The sequence below is a fragment of the Silvimonas iriomotensis genome (genome assembly GCF_014645535.1).
In the GTDB taxonomy this organism is placed as follows: Bacteria; Pseudomonadota; Gammaproteobacteria; order Burkholderiales; family Chitinibacteraceae; genus Silvimonas; species Silvimonas iriomotensis.
The window spans coordinates 1-19881 of record NZ_BMLX01000006.1 but is presented as its reverse complement, the minus strand read 5'-3'; the positions used below and the strand labels follow the sequence as shown (position 1 = coordinate 19881).

The following is a 19881-nucleotide window of genomic DNA, read 5'->3' as shown; positions in this document are numbered from 1 at the left end:
GTTTGACTAAAGATGAGATTTTCCAACCAAAAGATGAGACAACCGGGGGCCAAACGTTCCAGTTCCGAGCCTTCTCCAGAGCGAACTGGAATAGCTATGAGCCGAACGACAAGCCATCGACGGCAACACAATTGAACATGAATACGTCCATCTCCGCCAACATCGACACCCCTGCCGCTGACCAGGATTATTACTTCTTTCCGCTAAAGGTTGGTCAGACTGCAGCCGAAATAAAGTTGAATTTCACTGCTAATGTGGGTGTGACTTTCTGGTTGGTGCAGAAACTGGCGAATGGCTATCTCTGGTCCACACCGCAAAACATTGCCACGACCGATACGGGCAAGACCTTCACGTTCACCGGGTTGCCTGGGAATACCGCCGGCACGACAACCCCCTACGGGATCATGGTCCGGGTCTGGGGTGCAAATGCTGCCGCCGGGATCGAGTGGTATTCGTTGCGTGCGGGTGTGGGCGATGGCTACATCGCGAGCATGAACCAGATCAACAACGAAAACATCAGTCGTTGGTATCCGGTACGCGGGCAATTGCAGGCAGCGAATTATCTGACCCTCAGTGCGACCATCAAGGATAGCCAGAACAGGGCTATTCCTGGTGAGACGGTCACTTTCATCGTGAGGCAACCCGGCATAACACAGACCCAGACTGCGCAGACCGACGTGTTTGGCATGGCAACGACGACATTCAACTTTGGTTCGTGCCTTAGCCCGCTAGCCCCCGTGACGTATGCCGCGCCAGGATTACCGACTGATCATTGGCAAGGTACGGCTGAGCAAGGGGAGTGGATGATCTCTGCGGCATCTGCACAGCCAGTTGCACCCAATGTGGGTGCGAATACCAGCGACACCATCGAATGGTGGCGGATCTGCCAGGAAACTTACCTTGGACGCTGGTAATTGATTTGATTTGCACCCGGTCATGTTCTCTCCCTGGCCGGGATTAAAACAGGAGGCAACCCACATGAGTGTTTCTTATATTCCGACTACCGGCGGCTCAACCCTAAGTCTCGGTCAGGCTACCCCGCAGATGGCGGATGCAAACAAGTTAACAGGCGTCGATCCAAAAATTGCTTCCTCTGCTGCCCCAACCAAGATGAGTGAGTTCCTGAATGGGGTAGATAAATACATTGAACAGCCGTCGCAGCAGGCGACCGACTCAATGCAGATCGTGTACGACCAGATGTCCAAGATCCAGAGTGATCTGGCAAAAAACCACCCCCAGATTGCAAACAGCAACTGGGATACGGTTTTGCAGGACGGCAAACTCAAAGTCACCGGCAACCTCTCTGATAAAGATCGGACCTGGCTTGAACAGCAACTCAATGCCAACACCACGCTAGTCGGGGCGGCAAAACGATACAGCGCGTCAGTCGTCACGTTCTATCAAGGGACCTCGGATCACCACTGGATACCCACGCTGATGGGGCAAGATGGTCGCGCTTACGATGATGTTGCAGACAACATCAACGGCAAGCTTCCACTCCGCTCCATTGCCAGCTGGACCTCGGGCATTCGCAGACCCGGCGAGACCCCACAGGGTAGCGACACGGCAATCAACAACGCCCGCAAATACATCACCTCGGCGCGTTACCCCATCCCGGCCTGATATTGCGCGGAAACTCAATCCGACAAGATGCATCGCCGTTACTGCCTGAAATTACCCACAAAATCTGTGGATAACCTTTGGGGTAGTTCAAGTAAGTGCACGCCGCATCAGCCAAAACTGTGCGGCGTTTACTTTTTAGGCGGCAATAGATGCAAGGTGCCAATCAAGGGCTGAACCAGGCTTATCCGCTTAATTACGAGAGGGGAAAAAAATATATTGTCTCAGCTTTTGCATGTCTTGCCGCGTTGTCTCAGCTTTTGAGGTAGATAGTCTCAATTTATGTTGAACGCACTACTTTCAATGCGTTGTTTCTTAAAGAATCTCAATCTCGCCATTAGCAAAGCGCGACAGACGGTTGCGCGGCAGATCAACGGGCAGGCGTGGTATAGCGGGCCGTGGCTGCGCCAAACCGCAAGGTGTTTTCAGTGCCGCTGGCCCAGGGTTCCAGCCGGTCACCAACCACCTGATCGATCTTGTCCAGCCGGGCGCGCGGGCTGGGGTGGGTGCTGAACATCATTTGCAGGTTGGAGTCCTGCGGGTTGAGGGCGTCCAGCGTCTGCAGCACGGCGGGCAGGGCGTAGGGGTTATAGCCGGCGCGCGCACACAACACCATGCCGTTTATATCGGCTTCAAACTCGTCGCTCTTGTCCAGGCCACGCACGTAGACCTCAGAGAAACCCGACGCCAGGTTGGCGCCGATCTGTTGCGCCTGCTGGTTGCCCTTGTACGCCACCACGCCTTGCAGCGCATTGGAGAGCGCATCCTTGCCGGCGGCAGACTGGATGGCGCGGATGTGATGATGGCGCAGCACGTGGGTGGATTCATGCCCCAGCACGCAGGCCAGTTCGGCTTCGCTATGCAGTTGGGCCAGCAGGCCCTTGGTGATGAACACCACGCCGCCGGGCATGGCAAAGCTGTTGATCGTATTGGTATCGATCACGCCAAAGCGCCAGTTGATGCCGGTGGCGCCGCTTTGGCTGGCTACCCAGACGCCAACATCGTTGACGTAGCGTTGCAGGTTGCTGTCGTTGACCAGCGGCGCAGCACCCAGCATGTTGGAGGCCAGACCGTTGCCGATCTCCTGTTCTTCCTGCGGGCCGATGGTGCGGTTGGCATTGGTCAGGTTTTTCACCGTGCCGCCAATGGCGTTGACCAGATCCGGGTTGTTGTTGAGCTGGTTCAGAATATCGCCCAGGTTGGCGGCCTGTACGGGCGCGGCGCAGGCGGCGCTCAGCGCGAATGCAATCAGGCTACGGCGCATCATTGGTCGCCCCCCTGGCTGGTGGCGGTGCTGGTGACGCTGATGTCCGGCACGTTCTTGCGGCTCAGGTTGGCGCTGCGGGCGCTTTGCGCGGCCTGGCTGGAACTGGTGGCGTAGCTGTTCAGCCGGGATAACTGCTGCGGGTCCGGATGGGTGGAGGTGACTTCGCCACTGGTCAGACCCTTCACGCCCGTGGTGACCGTGGTGCCGGATGAACCGGTGGTAATGACTTTGCCCAGCGTACCCAGGGTGCCGCCGACGCTGCCGCTGCTGTTCGCGGTGGAGGTGCGCACGTTCAGCAGCTTGACCCAGCCACTCTGGCCACTGGCCGATTTGACCTGCAACCATGCGCCCTGGCGGCTGGTAATGGTCACGGTGCTGCCACTGGCCACGCTGCCCGTGGTGGCGGCATCCAGAAACGGTTTTTGTTTCAGGTCTGATTTGCGGATCAAGACCCCGCTTTCAGCCAGCGCGTTGCCGGCCAGCGCCAGGCAAAGCGCCAGACCCAAAGCCAGCGGCTTGATCCGGTGTAACAGGTGCGGTTGTGTTGTCATTGTTTTTCCTGGGGGGCGAACAACTGTACGGGTTTGTCGCGGCCTTTGACCTGATGCTGGCCATGATCGACAAAATCAAATTCGCAATCCGGGCCGCAAGCCTGGCGCGTGGCCTCAGAAACCAGCACACGTGCAATGCCTTTGGTTTGTCCTTCAATGCGACTGGCCAGATTCACCGTGTCGCCGATGACGGTGTAATCGAGCCGTGACGGCGCGCCTATGAAGCCCACCACAGCCGGGCCGGTGTGAATACCGATGCCGACATCAAATTCGACATCCAGATCAGTCAGGCTCTGGCGGAAGGCCTCCAGTTCGCGGGCCATATCCAGCGCTGCGGCAACGGCATGACGGGCGTGCTGCGGGTCGTCTGCCGGGGCGCCCCAGAAGGCCATGATGCAATCGCCAATGAATTTGTCCAGCGTGCCGCCGTGTTTGAAGACCACTTCGACCTGGCGGGTAAAGTACTGGTTCAGGAGCGCCACAATGTATTCGGGCGGCCGGCTTTCTGACAGGCTGGTGAAGCCGCGGATGTCGGAAAACAGTACCGTGATATTGCGGGTCTGCGGCTGCATGGTGGCGGCCATGTCGCCGCTTTCAACCAGTGTGCTGGCCACGCGCGGGTCCAGAAACCGGCCGAACATCTGCATGGTGCGTTCGCGCCGGCGCTTTTCGGCCAGCCAGGCTTGCAAGGCGCAAAGGATGTAACACACCCAGGCAAACAACAGGGGCGCATACAAGGGCAGCAGCCAGTGCCGCCCCAGGGCCAGCCAGCCGGTGGCCATGCTGGCCGCGCTGGCCAGCAGCAAAGCCGCGCCCAGACCCAGCGTATTCAGGCTGCGCGCAAAGCCGGTAACGAGCAGCGCGCACAGCACCGCAGCCCACAGGCCAAACCCCGCGCGATGCGGCTGGCGCAGCCAGTCCTGGTGCTGCAGGTTGTCGATGGCGGTGGCCAGGATTTCCACGCCCGGCCAGGTGGCTGATAACGGCGTCGGGCGCAGGTCTTGCAGGCCCGGTGCAGCGGTGCCGATGATAACGATCTTGCCGGCAAACTCATTGGCTGCCCGTTTGGGGTGCTCGCTGTTGAAATCCAGATACAGATCGCTGTAGCTCACGCGCGGGTGCGGGGCGGTCCAGTTCAGCGTGATCGCCTTGCTGTCAGGCAACGGCCAGTGCTGATCGGCCGCCAGTTGCGCGGGCAGCGACAAAATCCGCCAGCCTTGCGTTTCCTGGGCCAGCCGGTAGCGGCGCCCAATGCCGTCGGCATCGGCAAGGAAATTGATCAGCCCGCCGCGCCATACGTCTTGCGGTAACACCCAGGGCAACAGCAAGGGCAGGCTGGCATCCGGCACGGCCCTGGCGCTGCGCTGCAGGCCCAGCGAAGGCGGCAGATTACGCAAGAGCGGGCCGGTGCCATCGGCCAGTTGCACGCTGGGCAGATACAACAGGCTGGCGTGCTGGCGTGCGGTGTCCTGGAACAGCTTGTCGCTGTCGGCCCGGAAGGTATCGGGCTCGTTGAACATCAGGTCAAAAATGATGGCTTTGGGTTGCTGGCGTGCCAGCGCATCCAGCATTTCGGCATGCAGGGCGCGCGGCCAGGGCCAGGCGCCGGCTTCATCGGCCAGTGCAGTCAGGCTTTTCTGGTCGATATCGACCAGGACGATATCCGGCGACGGCGCGCGGGTCTGGGCGTGCCTGGCCAGCAAGCGGTCATTGACGGCGTGATCGACCGCGCGGGTCAGGTGCAGGCCGCCGTAATCTGCGGCAATCAGCAGCAACATGAACAGCAGGACAGGCCAGAAGCCGAGGCGTTGTTGCCACATGGGTGAAGAGTGAGTTGTGATCTTGCGCAGATTTATATCATGCGCAGTGACGCGACCCAATCAGGCCCGACGCAAAATGCCTTGTTGCTGACCTGGCTCAGGGTGACGCAAGTGACCACGCACCTCGCTCGGCGCAAAACCGAAGCGTTTGCGAAAGCGGATGGCAAACCTGGATTGCGACTCGTAACCCGAATCCAGCGCGATCTGCGACACCGGATGGTCGGTCGATTGCAGCTGGATCAGCGCCAGCGACATGCGTACATCCACCAGCAAGTCAGACAAGGACATCCCCTCTGCCGCCAGTTTGCGCCGCAGTGTGGCCTCACTCATGGCCAGTTGCGCCGCCAGATCTGGGCCGCGCCAGTCGTGCGCGGGTGCCGCCTTGATCAGCGCACGTACCCGCTGCGTCAGCGTGGCCGGCGCTTCAGGCTTGAACCGCACGCCCTGCATGGCCAGACACAGCAAGACTTCCTGCATGCGGTGCGTGGCAATGGCGGCTGGCATGCTGTTATCGGCCAAGGCGGCGCGCGCCTGGGCAATGGATTGCAGCAAGGTCTGATCCGGACGCTCGATCATGCAGGCGTCGGCCACGGCCATTTGCCCCATGCCGGCCGCAAAGGGCGCCATGATCGCAGGCTCCCAGGCCAGCCAGACAGATTCATACACGCCTGCATGGGGCCGCCGGTTGGTGACATCAAAAGTCTGGCCCGGCGCAATCACGATGGCCTGGCCTTGTTCTACCATGCGCGCTTCATCGCCCCAGCGCATCAGCTTGCTGCCGGCCGTCACCAGAATCAGCATGGCCAGGTCAATCGGCACGCGTGCCATCTCCAGCCCGCCGTATTGCAGGATATGGGCGCTGGCGCCAATGCCGGGACGGGTGGTGATGGTGCGTTCCATGCGCAATCTTCATTCAGGTTGCAAAGCCGCCCCGACATGGGCCGGGGCGGGGCGATCAACGGCCGTAACGCGCAGTAAACGTGGCCTGGCCCAGCGTCTGGAAGTGCGCCACAAAGCCGGCCACCGCAGGCGTCACGCCGGGTTCAATGGCCAGTTTATCGACATTCAGCGCGGTGACGGTAATGACATAGCGATGCGTCTCGCCAGTGGGCGGGCAGGGGCCAAGATAACCGGGCTTGCCGGTATCGTTACTGATCTGCATGACACCGGCCGGCAACAGGCTGGCGTCACTGCCGGCGCCGCGCGGCAGGCTGCTGGCGCTGGCCGGCACATTGGCCAGCACCCAGTGCCAGAAGCCGGAACCGGTCGGGGCGTCCGGGTCATACATGGTGACCAGGAAGCTTTTGGTGCCGGCCGGCGCGTTGTGCCATGCCACGGCGGGCGAAGTATTGCCGCCCTGGCAACCAAACGCGCCCGCAATCTGGCTGTTGCTGAAGACGCCCGATTGCAGGTCCGGGCTGCTGACAGTGAACGGCTCGGCCATGGCGGCGCCGGCGGCAATAAAACTGCCGGCGATGATCACAGCGGCAATGGGGGAAGTCATGGTGGGCTCCTTGTGGGCTGAAGGGATGACTTCAGTCTGCCCATGTGGGCCTTGGGCCACCGTTCCAGAATCGGCAACTTTGGTGCCGATCCGATCAATTGCGTGAATGGCGGCCACAAAAAAAGCCCGCTCAGGTGAACGGGCTTTTTGTGGTTGCCGGTGCTGGCTGAACGATTATTCTTCTTCGTCCATCAGGGCGGTGGTGTACACGTCCTGTACATCATCCAGGCTTTCCAGCGCATCGATCAGCTTTTGCATCCTGGCGATGTCGTCGCCGAGCAGTTCGGTTTCACTTTGCGGCTTCATGGTGACTTCGCCCATTTCTGCCTTGAAGCCTGCGGCTTCCAGCGTATCGCGAATACCGACGAACTCGTACGGCGGGGTGATGACTTCAATGGAGCCGTCGTCATTGGTGATCACGTCTTCTGCGCCGGCTTCCAGCGCGGCTTCCATCAGGGCGTCTTCGCTGGTGCCCGGGGCAAACACCAGATAACCGCAGTGTTTGAACTGGAACGCCACGCAGCCGTCAGTACCCATGTTGCCGCCGTACTTGGAGAACGCGTGACGCACATCTGCAACAGTACGGGTCTTGTTGTCGGTCAGACAGTCCACCATGACGGCGGCGCCGCCAATGCCGTAACCCTCGTAACGGGTTTCAACGTAGTCGACACCTTCCAGATTGCCGGTGCCGCGGTCGATGGCGCGCTGGATGTTGTCCTTGGGCATGTTGGCCGCAAGGCCTTTATCCACGGCCAGACGCAGACGCGGATTCATGTTCAGATCGCCCCCGCCCATCTTGGCGGCAACGGTGATTTCCTTGATCAGACGCGTGAAGACCTGGCCGCGCTTGGCGTCCTGACGGCCTTTACGGTGTTGAATGTTCGCCCATTTGCTATGGCCGGCCATGATGCGGATTCCTGAAAACGGTAAAAGAAAATAGCCGGTGATTTTAGCACAGCGTCTGTAAACAAGAGAGCCACCAGCAATTACAACCAGTGCGATACCCGTCCGAACGCGTAGGCCACCACCGCGCTGACCAGGATCAGCAAGGCTGCGCGCCGGCGGCCGGCCCGTGCCACGGCCAGCGCACTCCACACGACGCACCACGCCAGCGTGCCCACCAGCGGCAGATATACACACGCCACCGCAGCGGGCAGCGTCACCGCCAGCCAGGTGCGGATGGCGTTCAGGATGTACTCGCGGCGCGTGGGCGGCGGCGGGACCAGATCAGGCAACAGGCTGCCCAGCATGGGCAGGGCGGTAAGCGGTTCGGTATGCAGATTGCTGATCAACAGGCCGGCCTGGCGCGGCGCAATGCCGGTGGCGACCAGCATGGCTTGCAGGCCGACCACGTCTTCCGGGCCTGCCCGATCAGGGAGCTCATCGGTGCCGTTCAGGTCGGGTACGACCGGGGCAGGGGTTTTGCGCACGATATTAAGGGCCAGCCACACCGGACCCAGCAAAACGCCCAGCCACAGCGTAAACGCCACCGTGGCGGGCAGCCGGCCAAAACCGGCCAGCAGCATGGGTATTACGGCGGTAAACAACGCGGCATCTTGCAGGACCTGGCGCGTGCGTCTTTGCAACAACTGCATCTGGGGGGCGTACAGCCCGGTGCCTTCCACCCCGCTTTTGAGCAAGGCCGACCAGCACAGCAACGGGCCAAAACGCCGCAACAGGCGGCAGACAAAGCGGCTGGTGCCAGAAGCCGCCGCAGCCGGATACAGCGCGGCGATCTCCAGCCAGTACCACTGGCGCGCAGTGCCGGATTCCAGATCAGACAGCGTCAGCGCCACCTGGCGCGGGTCAGCACGCAAATCAGTGCAGCCAGTAATCAAGCACGGTACCGGCAAAGATCACCGCGCCGATCCGGTTGTTGGCAAGAAACGCCTGGAAGCAGGGCTGGCGTTCGCGACCGCGAATGCGCGGGTACTGATCAAACACCATCAACAGAAATGCGGCACCCAGACCGATGGCATAGACCACACCGCGCCCGGCCAGGTAACCGCCCAACGCCATCAGGGCGAGGAAAGCAAAGTGGCACAGCATGATTGCCGCCACGTCAAAGCGGCCAAAGGTGATGGCAGAGGTGCGGATGCCGATTTTCAGATCATCCGGGCGATCGGTCATGGCGTAGGCCGTATCGTAAGCGACGCTCCAGAACACATTGGCCAGCAACAACAGCCACGCCAGCGCGGGCAGTGTGCCGGTCAGTGCGGCAAACGCCATGGGAATGCCAAAGCCGAAGGCAATGCCCAGATAGGCCTGCGGGATCGCCAGGAAACGTTTGGTGAACGGGTAGCTGGCGGCAACGAACACCGCCGGGATCGACATCCATTTGGTCAGCGCGTTCAAGGGCAGGATCAGCGCAAAGGCAATCAGCGCCAGGATGGTGGCCAGCCACAGCGCCTCTTTGGTGCTGACCAGACCGGCGGCCATGGGGCGGTTTTTGGTGCGCTCAACGTGGCCGTCGAAATCCCGGTCGGCGTAATCGTTGATGACACAACCGGCAGAGCGCATCAGGAACGTGCCGGCCACAAAAATCAGCACCACCAGCACATCCGGATGCCCGGCGCCGGCAAACCATAGGCCCCACAGGGTGGGCCACAGCAGCAGCAACGTGCCGATGGGCTTATCCATCCGGGTCAGTTTCAGATACAGCGACAGGCGCGACGGTTTGGCGGTGGTATTCATGGCGATCAGGCAGGCAGTTGGTGCAAGCGCGCAGTGTGCCGCAAAGCACCGGCCACTGAAAAGCCGTACAGAACTTCCCTGGCGGCGTGCGGGCGTGTAATCCGCCGGCTTTATGGCACGTTAATGACAAGGCTGCCCCTGTCGCCGGTACGGCCGGCACGGGCGCAGCGCACAGAATCCAGACCATTTCCGCAGCGGCGGAGTCAACAAACAGGGAATCCGTTCATCGTGAACACGCTTTTCAACTTGCTGGCTATTGCGGGCACGTGCGCCTTGCTGGCGGCCTGCAACTCGGGTGACTCGTCTTCGTCCAACCAGCCTGCACCCACCGGCTTCAAGGTTCAGCCGGCCGATGGTGCGGCCATCATTACCTGGAATCAGGAACTGGGCGTCAACTACTGGATGTTCGGGGCGCAATCGTCTGACCTGACCGTACAGAACGTGCTCTCCCAACCGGGCAGCCTGCTGGTCGATGGCGTGACCTCGCCTTATGTCGCCACCGGGCTTACCAACGGTCTGGTGTATTCGTATCTGATGAATGCCAACACCGGCTCGGACAAAGCGGGCCCGGCCACGGCGGCGCTCTCGGTCATTCCGCAGGCATCGGGTTACACCTGGACCAACAGCGCGCCGATGTCGGCGGCCAATATCTATGGTCAGACCTTCAACCTGGGTATGTATGTGGCGGTTGGTGCGGGCGGGGCCATCCTGACCAGCAGTGACGGCGCGACCTGGGCACCGCAAAGCTCCGGCACCAGTGAAGATTTGTATTCGGCAACGTATACCTCCTCGCTGGCAGACGTGTATGTCGCGGTCGGTGCCAACGGCACCGTGGTGACCAGCCAGGACGGTGTAACCTGGAAGGTGCAGACCAGCGGTACGCTGACCAGTTCCACCTTGCGCGCGGTGGCGCAGAACGGCGCGTTTTATGTGGCCGTGGGTGATAACGGCACCGTCATGACCTCGACCAATGCCTATGACTGGACCGTGCAGACCTCGCCGACCTCCAGCAATTTCTACGGCATTACCTATGACAGCACCAACAGCACGTTCTATGCGGTGGGTCAGGGTGGCTTGCTGATGTCCAGCACCAACGGCTGGCAGTGGACGCTGCTGAACTCCGGTACAAGCCAGGATCTGTACAGCATCGCGACCGGCAACAGCCTGTGGGTGGCGGTCGGCGCCAATGGCACGATCCTGCAAAGCGCTGATGCATCGACCTGGTATCCGCAGACCAGCAACACCACAGAGAACCTGTATTCGGTAGTGTACGGCTCGCAATTTGTTGCGGTCGGTGGCGGCGGTATCGCGCTGAACGGCACCACCACCGGCACGGCCTGGACGGGTTCCAACCCGCAAACGTCGTCCGATCTGCGCTCGGTCAGCTTCTTTTACTACCGCTTGCTGGCGCTGGGTACGGGCGGCACCAATACCTTGTCGTACTGATCTGGTCGTGCGGCAAAACAAAACCCCGGTTCAGCGCCGGGGTTTTTTTATTGATACATTTTTTTGATGCGTTTATGTGGGGGTCAAGGTCAGACCGGGGCCAAACGGCACCTCAAAGGCGGGTGGCAGAAACACTTCGGTGACCAGCAACAGATCAGGCCCGGTGGCAAACAGCGAGCGCCGCGCCCACAAGCCGCGTGGCATGGGGCCGACGGCCGCTTGCGCCTGCCGCCACAAGGGATGGCGTTTATCTACCCGGCGCCAGGCCAGCGGGCTGCGGCGGATGGTGGGATCGGCAAACAGCATGGAGCCCAGCGAGCGGTTACCAATGCCGCGCAACCCTCGGAAACCGCGCTTTGTGGCGGCGCGGGTGGCCACGCTATGGGCGTAGACCAGTGGCGTATCGCCACTCATCAATAGCACATCGCGGGTGATGGCCTTTTGCTGGCGCTGGATATGCAACGTGCGCAGTTCATCGTTATGGACGGTGTGGGCATGCTGGCGCAGCACACGCACGGAAAAGCGCGGGAAGTGTGCAACAAGACGGGCTGTGAGTGAGCCACGTTCGGTCAGCCACGGCTTGAGTTTGCGTGGCGCGATGCACAGCGGGTGATGCCAGCGGGACTGATGAGGCATTGGGTTCGGGGTAACGTTCCGGTGCGCCATTATATGCACTGTTCGGCCGGCGGGCCCGACGAACTGCACCGATACAAGCGGGGCCTTCCCGATTTATCATCCGGTTGATGGATCACACTGCTTCTTCTGTACCGGTTCAGCGTACTGAACCTGCCGCCGGCGTCTGGCATGGTGCGCGCGATACCTTGCCCATGCTGGTCGGGGCCGCGCCATTTGGCGTCATCTTTGGCACACTGGCCTCCACGGCCGGTTTACCGACCTGGGCCACCATGATGATGTCGCTGGTGGTGTTTGGCGGCTCCAGCCAGTTTGTTGCCGTTACCCTGCTGGCCTCTGGCGCGTCCATCCCGGTCATTATCGCCACCACGTTTATCGTTAACCTGCGCCACGCCCTGTACAGCGCGACACTGATGCCGCACGTGCAAGGCATCCCCAAACCCTTGCGCGCCTGTATGGCCTGGTTTCTGACAGATGAAACCTTTGCCATCGTGTATCACAAGATCGATAGCGGCGAGCCCGTGCGCATTGCCAGCTATTACATGGGTTCGGCTGCGGCCATGTACAGCAACTGGCAGTTCTGGACTGCAGTGGGCATTGTCATTGGGCAGAGCGTGCCGGGCATTGCCGGCTGGGGGCTGGAGTTCGCCATGGTGGCCACCTTTGTCGGGATCGTTGTGCCGCTGCTCAAGAGCCGTTCGCAAGTGGCGGCGGCGCTCAGTGCCGGCGCAGTGGCCATGCTGGCCAACGGGCTGCCTTATAAACTGGGTCTGATGGCGGCGGCCTTTGCCGGCATCGCCGTTGGCATGGCCGTGGCGACGACGGAGGGCAAGCAATCATGATGTCCACTTTGCTGCTGATTCTGGGCATGGCCGCGGTCACTTATCCGGTGCGTGTCAGTACCTGGCTGGGCAAGGGGCATATTCCGCACCGGCTCAAACAGGCACTGGCGTATGTACCCACCGCCGTACTGACTGCCATTGTCGTGCCAACGGTGTTGATCCAGCACGATCATCTGTCGCTGGACTGGCGCAATGCGCAGCTGGTGGGCGCGATTGTCACGGGCCTGATTGTCTGGCGCACGCGCCATCTGCTGTGGGGTATCGGCGGCGGACTGGTGGTGTTTGGCCTGTGGCAATGGCTGTTCTGAAGAGAAACGCATGACCAACCCGTTCCAGCAACTTGAAGCAGACCTGGCCGAACGTCGCGCCGCGCATCTGTACCGGCGCCGTCCGGTGGTCTCCACACCGCAAGGCCCCACGGTGGTGGTAGATGGCGTTACGCTGACCAGTTTTTGCAGCAACGATTATCTGGGCCTCGCCGCCCATCCGGGTCTTGTTGCGGCCGCCCAGGCGGGCGCAGCGCGCTGGGGCGTGGGTAGCGGCGCGTCTCATCTGGTGTGCGGACATCAAGCCGCGCACGAAGACTGCGAGCGCAAACTCGCGGCATTTGTCGGCAAGCCGGCTGCGCTGACGCTGGCCACTGGCTACCTGGCCAACCTGGCCGTGATCACCGCGCTGGTCGGGCGTGAAGACGCCGTTTTTGCCGACAAGCTCAATCACGCATCGCTCAATGATGCCTGCCTGTTATCGCGCGCCACGTTCAAGCGCTATGCCCACAATGATCTGGACATGCTCGAACGCCAGCTGGCCGACACACCGGCCCGGCGCAAGCTGATCGTGGCCGACGCCGTATTCAGCATGGATGGCGATACCGCGCCACTGGCTGGCTTGCTGGCACTGGCCGAGCGCCATGATGCCTGGCTGTTTATTGATGACGCCCACGGCTTTGGCGTGCTGGGTGAGGGGCGCGGCAGCATGGCCGAGTGCGGTCTGGATTCGCCCCGCATCATTTATATGGCCACCCTGGGCAAGGCGGCCGGCGTGGCTGGCGCATTTGTAGCGGCCGAAGAGATCGTCATCGACTACCTCGTCAACATGGCGCGGCCCTATATCTACACCACGGCGGCCCCCGCACTGATTGCCGAGGCGGTCAGCGCCAGTGTCGACGTCATTGCCGACGAAGCCTGGCGCCGCGAGCGCTTGCAGGATCACATCAGGCTGCTGCGTGATCGTCTGGCTGCGGGCGGCTGCCAGCTGATGCCCTCAGCCACCGCCATTCAGCCACTGGAGATGCCCTCCAGCGAAGCGGCGCTGGCGTTGTCGGCGGCATTGCGCCAGCGCGGGCACTGGGTGGCCGCTATCCGCCCGCCCACGGTGCCGACGCCACGCTTGCGCATCACCTTGTCTGCCGCGCATGACACGGCGGCTGTCCAGCAACTGGCGGATGATCTCATTGCGCTGTTGCCCACTCTTTCATCGCCGCGGAGCCTTTCTTGAGCGTTCATTTTGATTCCCTGGGCCACGGCGACAGCGTGGTCTTTCTGCATGGCTGGGCGATGAACCGCATGGTGTTCAAGCGTGCCGCAGAACAACTTGCTGATGACTTCAGTTGCGCGCTGGTTGATTTGCCCGGTTGCGGCAGCAGCGCCACCATCAACCCCTACACGCTCGATGGCCTCGTGGCGGCGGTTGATGAGACTTTTCCGTTTCCGGTGCATGTGGTGGGCTGGTCGCTGGGCGGCGCGGTCGCCACGCGCTGGGCTTTGCAACGGCCAGAGAAAATCCGCTCGCTGACGCTGGTGGCGTCCTCGCCCAGTTTTGCCCAGCGTGACGACTGGCCGCAGGCTACGCCGCTGCCGGTGCTACAGCAGTTCACCGACAACCTGGCGGGTGACTGGAAAGGCACGCTCAAGCGGTTTATCTCGCTGCAAACCATGGGCGGCGGCGAGGCGCGGGCCATTGCGCGCGAGCTGGTTGATGACCTGTTCAACAACGGCGAGCCAGATGCCGCGGCCCTGCAGCGTGGGCTGGATATCCTGCGTGATACCGATCTGCGCCCGCAGGTGGGCGCCCTGGATTTGCCGGTGATGCTGCATTACGGCGATCGCGATGCCATGACACCGCTGGCGGCCGGAGAATGGCTGGCGCAGCAGATCAAGGGCGCGCAGCTGCATGCTTATCGCGGCGCGGCACATGTGCCGTTTCTTTCTCACCTGGATGAATTCGTCAGCGCGCAGCGGGCGTTTTTGCACTCGGTGTGATCTGGTCTGCGCAGACAAAAAACCCGGCCGCGGCCGGGTTTTTTGCGTATGGCCGCGCACTCAGTGCGTAAACTGGACAAACACCCAGTACAGCGTGCCCGACAGCAGCATGGCGGCCGGCAGGGTCAGCACCCAGGCCATGACCAGATTGCGCACGGTCGACATCTGCAGACCCGATTTATTGGCCGCCATCGTCCCCGCAATCCCGGATGACAACACGTGCGTGGTCGATACCGGCAAGCCATAAGCATCAGCCGCACCAATGGTCGCCATGGCCACCAGCTCGGCACTGGCGCCCTGGGCATAGGTCAGGTGCGTCTTGCCAATCTTCTCGCCCACCGTCACCACAATGCGTTTCCAGCCCACCAGCGTACCCAGCCCCAGCGCAATGGCGACCGCGACTTTCACCCAGTTGGGAATGAACTTGGTCGCGCCATCCAGAGACTTGCGATAGTTGGTCAGCACGGACTTGTCGGCATCGTTCAGGCCGCTGTGGTCATCCTTGAGCAGGATGCGCAGCGCTTCAGAGTTCAGATACATGTCATTGCGCACGTTCTGGATCACGGCATGCGGCACTTGCTGCAGGTTGTCGTAATGGCCAATCTGTTCGGATACGGCATCAGACAAAGCCGCGACCGATGCAGCGGTTTGCGGCTGCAACTGGTGCGACTGCACATAGCGTTCTACATCCGCGCGAAAATCGGCCGGAGCCTGACCATGGGCATATCGGGCCAGCGTGTGCGAGGCCTGTTGCGATACAGCCTGGAAGGTCAGCACGTCTTTGGCCGGCATGGCGCGGTTCAGTGCGTAGGTGGTCGGCAGAATCCCGATCAGGATCAGCATGATCAAGCCCATGCCTTTCTGGCCGTCATTAGAGCCATGCGCAAAGCTCACGCCGGTGCAGGTCAGCACCAGCAGGCCACGAATCCACCACGGCGGGGCCTTGCCCGGCTTGGGTTCTTTGTACAGCGCCGGCACCTTGACCAGATTTTTGAGAATGATCAGCAACAGGGCGGCACAGATAAAGCCGACAATGGGCGAGAGCAGCAGCGATTTGCCCACGTTCATGGCCTGGCCCCAATCCACACCGCTGGTATGGGTGTTGCCCGCTGCCATCAACTGGTTGGCCAGACCGACACCGATGATCGAGCCAATCAAGGTGTGCGAGCTGGACGCCGGCAGGCCCAGCGCCCAGGTACCCAGGTTCCACACAATGGAAGCCAGCAGCAGCGCAAACACCATGGCAAACCCGGCGTTGCTGCCCACATGCAGGATCAACTCGACTGGCAGCAAGGAAATGATCCCGAACGCCACCGCACCGCTGGACAACAACACGCCCAGAAAGTTGAAGAACCCGGACCAGACCACGGCGAAGGTCGCCGGCAGGGTATTGGTGTAGATCACGGTGGCCACCGCGTTGGCGGTATCGTGAAAACCATTCACAAACTCAAAACCCAGCGCAATCAGCAAGGCCAGACCCAGCAGGCCATAAGGCACCCAGCCGGTCTGCGGCGCGGCGCTGGTACCGATATCGTTAACCAGACTGATCGTCGTAAATGCCAGACCGGCCACCAGCAATACAAGGAACAGCATTGCCGCAAACGGGCCGTTTTTCTTTTCAAGCTGCAGACGGCTGGCTGACATCGCAGAGTCAGCGGTCGTGGCGTCAGACATGACGAATCTCCGGGTTGATGAGGTAACGTAACCCCATGAACCTACGCATGATTTATTGCAGATTCGTGATGACGCAAGCTGGTCTGACTATTGGTGTAGTAGATCAGAAATGCCTGTTAAAGCCTGGCGGATGCCGCACAAAAACGGGGCGAAAAAAAACGGCCTCAAAGGCCGTTTTCCATTCTGGGAGCACGCTCCATCAAGGTGCTGATGACATCCGGAACCCTGGCATTTTCAAACAGGACACGGCAGACGCCTTCGGTGATCGGCATGTCGACCCCCAGGGCATGCGCCTGCTTGAGTACCTCACGCGCTGCCGGTACACCTTCGGCCACGTGGCCCAGGTTGGCCAGCACGTCGTCCAGATTCAGGCCTTCAGCCAGCAGCAAACCCACGCGCCGGTTGCGCGAAAGATCGCCCGTTGCGGTCAGCAGCAAATCGCCAATGCCGGCCAGACCCATAAAGGTTTCCTGGTGGGCACCCACAGCTGCACCAAACCGGGCCATTTCAACCAGACCGCGCGTCAACAGGGCGGCACGGGCGTTCAGGCCCAGATTCAGCCCGTCGCAAATGCCGGCGGCAATCGCCAGCACGTTTTTCACCGCAGCACCGATCTCAACCCCGATCAGATCGTCGCTGGCGTACAAGCGCAGAACGCTGGTGTTCAGGGCATTCACGGTATTGCGGGCGAACTGGGGATCACTGGATGCAATCGTCACCGCAGCCGGCTGGCCCCGGGCGACTTCCTGGGCAAAACTGGGGCCGGAGAGCATGCCGCGCGGTACATCGGCCGGCATTTCTTCTTCTGCCACCTGATGCGGAAACTTCATCGTGCCCGCTTCCAGACCCTTGCAAGCCCACAGCAGCGGTGCACGGTGATCCAGTGCACGCAGGGCCTTGAGCGTCGGGCGCAGACCGGACAACGGTGTGACCACCAGCACCAGATCGGCGCCGGCAACGGCTTTGCCGAAATCGGCCTCTACACTCAGATTGGCCGGGAACGGAATGCCGGGCAGATAGCGCGTGTTGGCGTGATCGGCTGCCATGCTGGCGGCCTGATCGGCATCACGACACCACAACACCACCTGATGTTGCTCGGCAAAACGGATGGCCAGCGCGGTACCCCATGCACCAGCGCCCAATACAGCTAACTTCATGCGCCCCAAACCTCTTCGATCCGGACATACCCGACCACGCCGTCGCGGTGTTTCACCTTGAGCCAGCCAGCGTGATTGTTGTCGAGCAGTTCCAGCAGAACGTCCTTGTCGGCATGCAACAGGACCGGAGAATCCAGATCAGCGCGCTGACGAACATCGAGCGGCTTCACGGCTTGTACAAAATGTCGGGTGGATAGATCGGCTTTGTGTACCCATGCCAGCGTGCCGTCACGATCACGCACACGCACCCAGGTATCTGTCTCGGACAGTGCTTCAAGCGGGGTATCGCGGCTGATGACGAACAGTTTTTTGCTGGAATCCTGTGGCGCCTGGTACAGCACCACGCCATGGCGGGAAACCGAACGGATATCGAGGGCGTGCGCCGCACCACTGGCCAGCAGGGCCAGCAGCGCGGACATCCAGAACGCCTTAGTGGGTAGTCTGGTCTGCATCGTTTTGAGCAGCGGCGGCAGCCTGGGCGCGCTGTTGCAGATAGATGGCTTCAAAGTTGATCGGTTGCAGCAGGAACGGCATGTAACCGGCGCGCGTGGTCAGGTCAGACACGGCTTCACGCAGGTACGGGAACAGGATGCTCGGGCAGCCGATGCCCAGCAGCGGGTCCATTTCTTCTGCCGGTACGTTCTCGATAGAGAACAGGCCAGCCTGGGTGACTTCAACCAGGAACAGGGTGCGTTCACCAATCTTGGCTTGCACGGTTGCGGTCAGCGAGGCTTCGTAGAAGCCGTTGTCAAAGCTGGTCGCCGAGTTGCGGAACTGCACGGAGAATTCCGGCTGTTCTTGCTCCATGAAGCTTTGCGGGCTGTTGGGCGATTCCAGCGAAACATCTTTTACATACACTTTCTGTACTGCGAAGACCGGTTGCTTCGCTTCTTGATTCTGTTCGCTCATCGCGATTCCTTCCTTGGTATTGCGCTTGGGTCGCGCGACTCATTCATATTCATCGTTTAAACAATGCATGTCTGGCATGCACTGGCTTGCGAGCGCACCCGCGGGCGAAATCATCGCACGAATCGCCCGGACGTGCACCGGGTGAAATGCCGGTGAACTGCCTGCCGGTATTTTGACTTCCATGGCGTACGCCGGTCCCGCCCGCAGCACGGCCAGTCAGATTGCCGCTGCCGTTCAGATGAACCGCATCACCGTCCGCCTGCCCGACGGCTGTATCCGGTCAACCTGGGCTGTTGCGCGCCGTTGATTGCCACACGACGCCAGTGCAACGCGCTGGCGCTCAGGGGCAAATACAACAAATCCAGAAGTATGAGGAGTAGCAACATGAAGTTGTCGGGCAAGAATACGGTGACAGGGGCGACACGTACGCTCGCGCTGACTATGGCCGCAGCATGCATCGTCGGCGCATTTGCAGGTTGCGCCACGCATGAAAAAGTCGTGGTCAAGGAAACCGTGGTGGCACAACCTGTGGTGCGCAAGATGCCGACACCCATCCATGAAGATCGCGGCACTGCGCCGGGGCCGGAGTGGGGCTGGGTAGCGGGTCACTGGAAATGGGAAGGCAACGACTGGTTCTGGGTGCACGGTCGCTGGGTGCAACAAGCCGTACCGCCCATGCCTGTTGTGATCGTTGAACAGGTACCGCCACCGCCGTCGAACCACCACTACTGGGTGCCGGGTCACTGGGTATGGCAATTCAATGGCCATGGCGGCTGGGTCTGGGTGAAGGGCTCCTGGCACGCCTGATGCCAGCCACGACGACATATATATAGATATGTATATGTGCGCGTATAAAACAAAACCCCGCAACTGCGGGGTTTTGTTTTGCAAGTAGCACGCCTGGGTGCTTACTTGTTGGTCGTCTCGCTGGGCTCGCCTGCCAGCAGTGGCAAAAGGCCACCGGCGCGGTCCAGCGCGGACAGATCATCAAAGCCACCCACGTGTGTATCACCAATAAAGATCTGCGGCACGGTACGGCGGCCGGTGCGCGCCATCATCTCTTCCTTGCGGCCGGCTTCCAGATCAATGCGGACCTTTTCAATAGTGGTGACACCACGCTGGCTCAGCAAGCGCTCGGCCATCATGCAATAGGGGCACACACCGGTGCTGTACATCACGACTTTGGGCATCGTCTCTAGACCCTTTTATATATACAAGCGCTCAAAAGCGCAGAAAACAGACCGCAAAACGGCCGGATACAGCAAAGATTATGAGGGTGGAATAAGCCGAAACAAGAGGGGCGGACAACAGCACTGAAATATTTCCGATCAAAATCACTTACAGATCAGGCTCTTGCCATAAATAGGTCAAGAATATTGCAGGAAGGTGTTGACGGGTGTCGGGGAGGTCCGTATAGTTCGGTTTCTCCGCTGCAGACACAACAGCGAAACAGCGAAAACGAAGAGTCTAGCAGGTTTCGTAGTGGATGTGGCAAACGATCTT

At 60.8% G+C, this 19881-nt stretch carries 22 protein-coding genes; 8 read left to right on the top strand and 14 right to left on the bottom strand.

The genetic code is table 11. From position 1 onward, the window contains the following. Positions 1-2 precede the first annotated feature (2 nt). Both IEX57_RS17130 and IEX57_RS17125 read left to right on the top strand, forming a co-directional pair. Entirely contained in the window at positions 3-914 is a 912-nt protein-coding gene (locus IEX57_RS17130; protein ID WP_188705813.1) for an Ig-like domain-containing protein, read from the top strand. 64 nt (positions 915-978) lie between these two features. Next, a complete protein-coding gene (locus tag IEX57_RS17125; protein WP_188705811.1) occupies positions 979-1623 on the top strand; it encodes a hypothetical protein in 645 nt (214 codons plus the stop codon). Between the two features lie 367 nt (positions 1624-1990). Here IEX57_RS17125 and IEX57_RS17120 read toward each other — a convergent pair whose 3' ends face one another. The 8 genes from IEX57_RS17120 to ubiA form a co-directional block, all read right to left on the bottom strand. Then, positions 1991-2887, bottom strand: a complete 897-nt coding sequence (locus tag IEX57_RS17120) for a M48 family metalloprotease (protein ID WP_188705809.1) — start codon at positions 2885-2887, stop codon at positions 1991-1993. Beyond that, on the bottom strand, positions 2884-3438 hold the full coding sequence (locus tag IEX57_RS17115) for an SH3 domain-containing protein (protein WP_188705806.1): 555 nt from the start codon (positions 3436-3438) through the stop codon (positions 2884-2886). Before IEX57_RS17115 ends, IEX57_RS17120 begins: the two co-directional genes overlap by 4 nt. After that, on the bottom strand, positions 3435-5258 hold the full coding sequence (locus IEX57_RS17110; RefSeq protein ID WP_188705805.1) for a CHASE2 domain-containing protein: 1824 nt from the start codon (positions 5256-5258) through the stop codon (positions 3435-3437). The genes IEX57_RS17115 and IEX57_RS17110 overlap by 4 nt, the downstream gene beginning before the upstream one ends. Positions 5259-5318: 60 nt before the next feature. After that, positions 5319-6158 carry a helix-turn-helix transcriptional regulator gene (locus tag IEX57_RS17105; RefSeq protein WP_188705803.1) on the bottom strand — a complete coding sequence of 280 codons (840 nt, stop codon included), beginning with the start codon at positions 6156-6158 and terminating at the stop codon, positions 5319-5321. Between the two features lie 55 nt (positions 6159-6213). After that, positions 6214-6762 carry a YbhB/YbcL family Raf kinase inhibitor-like protein gene (locus IEX57_RS17100; RefSeq protein ID WP_188705801.1) on the bottom strand — a complete coding sequence of 183 codons (549 nt, stop codon included), beginning with the start codon at positions 6760-6762 and terminating at the stop codon, positions 6214-6216. A 174-nt stretch (positions 6763-6936) separates the two neighbouring features. Then, positions 6937-7668 carry a YebC/PmpR family DNA-binding transcriptional regulator gene (locus IEX57_RS17095; protein ID WP_188705799.1) on the bottom strand — a complete coding sequence of 244 codons (732 nt, stop codon included), beginning with the start codon at positions 7666-7668 and terminating at the stop codon, positions 6937-6939. 80 nt (positions 7669-7748) lie between these two features. Then, positions 7749-8579 carry a hypothetical protein gene (locus tag IEX57_RS17090; protein ID WP_188705797.1) on the bottom strand — a complete coding sequence of 277 codons (831 nt, stop codon included), beginning with the start codon at positions 8577-8579 and terminating at the stop codon, positions 7749-7751. A 1-nt stretch (position 8580) separates the two neighbouring features. Then, on the bottom strand, positions 8581-9456 hold the full coding sequence (ubiA, locus tag IEX57_RS17085) for a 4-hydroxybenzoate octaprenyltransferase (RefSeq protein WP_188705795.1): 876 nt from the start codon (positions 9454-9456) through the stop codon (positions 8581-8583). A 228-nt stretch (positions 9457-9684) separates the two neighbouring features. Here ubiA and IEX57_RS17080 point away from each other — a divergent pair, with 228 nt between their 5' ends. Beyond that, positions 9685-10902 carry a hypothetical protein gene (locus IEX57_RS17080; protein ID WP_188705792.1) on the top strand — a complete coding sequence of 406 codons (1218 nt, stop codon included), beginning with the start codon at positions 9685-9687 and terminating at the stop codon, positions 10900-10902. A gap of 72 nt (positions 10903-10974) precedes the next feature. Here IEX57_RS17080 and IEX57_RS17075 read toward each other — a convergent pair whose 3' ends face one another. Beyond that, entirely contained in the window at positions 10975-11538 is a 564-nt protein-coding gene (locus IEX57_RS17075) for a chorismate--pyruvate lyase family protein (RefSeq protein WP_188705790.1), read from the bottom strand. Between the two features lie 107 nt (positions 11539-11645). On the opposite strand from IEX57_RS17075, the gene IEX57_RS17070 reads away from it, so the two are divergent. From IEX57_RS17070 to bioH, 4 genes are read left to right on the top strand one after another with little or no spacing between them, the layout of a single operon-like run. After that, positions 11646-12377 (top strand): AzlC family ABC transporter permease, encoded by a 732-nt coding sequence (locus tag IEX57_RS17070; protein WP_229709085.1) that lies wholly within the window; start codon positions 11646-11648, stop codon positions 12375-12377. Further along, positions 12374-12685, top strand: a complete 312-nt coding sequence (locus IEX57_RS17065; protein ID WP_229709084.1) for an AzlD domain-containing protein — start codon at positions 12374-12376, stop codon at positions 12683-12685. The genes IEX57_RS17070 and IEX57_RS17065 overlap by 4 nt, the downstream gene beginning before the upstream one ends. Positions 12686-12695: 10 nt before the next feature. Next, positions 12696-13874, top strand: coding sequence for an 8-amino-7-oxononanoate synthase (gene bioF / locus IEX57_RS17060; protein WP_188705789.1), 1179 nt, complete (start codon positions 12696-12698; stop codon positions 13872-13874). Beyond that, positions 13871-14638 (top strand): pimeloyl-ACP methyl ester esterase BioH, encoded by a 768-nt coding sequence (gene bioH, locus IEX57_RS17055; RefSeq protein ID WP_188705787.1) that lies wholly within the window; start codon positions 13871-13873, stop codon positions 14636-14638. Before bioF ends, bioH begins: the two co-directional genes overlap by 4 nt. 60 nt (positions 14639-14698) lie before the next feature. Here the strand turns inward: bioH and IEX57_RS17050 are convergent, their stop codons facing one another. From IEX57_RS17050 to secB, 4 genes are all read right to left on the bottom strand, one after another. Next, entirely contained in the window at positions 14699-16312 is a 1614-nt protein-coding gene (locus tag IEX57_RS17050; protein WP_188705784.1) for an inorganic phosphate transporter, read from the bottom strand. Between the two features lie 164 nt (positions 16313-16476). Beyond that, positions 16477-17469: an NAD(P)H-dependent glycerol-3-phosphate dehydrogenase gene (locus IEX57_RS17045; RefSeq protein WP_188705782.1), complete on the bottom strand. Its 993-nt coding sequence runs from the start codon at positions 17467-17469 to the stop codon at positions 16477-16479. After that, complete coding sequence (locus tag IEX57_RS17040) at positions 17466-17888, bottom strand: SH3 domain-containing protein (protein WP_188705780.1); 423 nt, start codon at positions 17886-17888, stop codon at positions 17466-17468. Before IEX57_RS17040 ends, IEX57_RS17045 begins: the two co-directional genes overlap by 4 nt. A gap of 10 nt (positions 17889-17898) precedes the next feature. Then, positions 17899-18378, bottom strand: coding sequence for a protein-export chaperone SecB (secB, locus tag IEX57_RS17035; RefSeq protein ID WP_188705777.1), 480 nt, complete (start codon positions 18376-18378; stop codon positions 17899-17901). A gap of 384 nt (positions 18379-18762) precedes the next feature. Between secB and IEX57_RS17030 the strand changes: the two genes are divergently transcribed. Further along, a complete protein-coding gene (locus IEX57_RS17030) occupies positions 18763-19185 on the top strand; it encodes a hypothetical protein (protein WP_188705775.1) in 423 nt (140 codons plus the stop codon). Positions 19186-19286: 101 nt separating this feature from the next. On the opposite strand, the gene grxC is transcribed toward IEX57_RS17030, so the two are convergent. Continuing rightward, positions 19287-19568 carry a glutaredoxin 3 gene (gene grxC / locus IEX57_RS17025; protein ID WP_188705773.1) on the bottom strand — a complete coding sequence of 94 codons (282 nt, stop codon included), beginning with the start codon at positions 19566-19568 and terminating at the stop codon, positions 19287-19289. Positions 19569-19881: the final 313 nt, after the last annotated feature.

Coding starts and splice junctions, on each gene's coding strand:
- IEX57_RS17125 (WP_188705811.1), top strand. CDS start 979: ATGAGTGTTTCTTATATTCCGACTACCGGCGGCTCAACCCTAAGTCTC.
- IEX57_RS17120 (WP_188705809.1), bottom strand. CDS start 2,887: ATGATGCGCCGTAGCCTGATTGCATTCGCGCTGAGCGCCGCCTGCGCC.
- IEX57_RS17115 (WP_188705806.1), bottom strand. CDS start 3,438: ATGACAACACAACCGCACCTGTTACACCGGATCAAGCCGCTGGCTTTG.
- IEX57_RS17110 (WP_188705805.1), bottom strand. CDS start 5,258: ATGTGGCAACAACGCCTCGGCTTCTGGCCTGTCCTGCTGTTCATGTTG.
- IEX57_RS17105 (WP_188705803.1), bottom strand. CDS start 6,158: ATGGAACGCACCATCACCACCCGTCCCGGCATTGGCGCCAGCGCCCAT.
- IEX57_RS17100 (WP_188705801.1), bottom strand. CDS start 6,762: ATGACTTCCCCCATTGCCGCTGTGATCATCGCCGGCAGTTTTATTGCC.
- IEX57_RS17095 (WP_188705799.1), bottom strand. CDS start 7,668: ATGGCCGGCCATAGCAAATGGGCGAACATTCAACACCGTAAAGGCCGT.
- ubiA (WP_188705795.1), bottom strand. CDS start 9,456: ATGAATACCACCGCCAAACCGTCGCGCCTGTCGCTGTATCTGAAACTG.
- IEX57_RS17075 (WP_188705790.1), bottom strand. CDS start 11,538: ATGCCTCATCAGTCCCGCTGGCATCACCCGCTGTGCATCGCGCCACGC.
- IEX57_RS17070 (WP_229709085.1), top strand. CDS start 11,646: ATGGATCACACTGCTTCTTCTGTACCGGTTCAGCGTACTGAACCTGCC.
- IEX57_RS17065 (WP_229709084.1), top strand. CDS start 12,374: ATGATGTCCACTTTGCTGCTGATTCTGGGCATGGCCGCGGTCACTTAT.
- bioF (WP_188705789.1), top strand. CDS start 12,696: ATGACCAACCCGTTCCAGCAACTTGAAGCAGACCTGGCCGAACGTCGC.
- IEX57_RS17050 (WP_188705784.1), bottom strand. CDS start 16,312: ATGTCTGACGCCACGACCGCTGACTCTGCGATGTCAGCCAGCCGTCTG.
- IEX57_RS17045 (WP_188705782.1), bottom strand. CDS start 17,469: ATGAAGTTAGCTGTATTGGGCGCTGGTGCATGGGGTACCGCGCTGGCC.
- IEX57_RS17040 (WP_188705780.1), bottom strand. CDS start 17,888: ATGTCCGCGCTGCTGGCCCTGCTGGCCAGTGGTGCGGCGCACGCCCTC.
- secB (WP_188705777.1), bottom strand. CDS start 18,378: ATGAGCGAACAGAATCAAGAAGCGAAGCAACCGGTCTTCGCAGTACAG.
- IEX57_RS17030 (WP_188705775.1), top strand. CDS start 18,763: ATGAAGTTGTCGGGCAAGAATACGGTGACAGGGGCGACACGTACGCTC.
- grxC (WP_188705773.1), bottom strand. CDS start 19,568: ATGCCCAAAGTCGTGATGTACAGCACCGGTGTGTGCCCCTATTGCATG.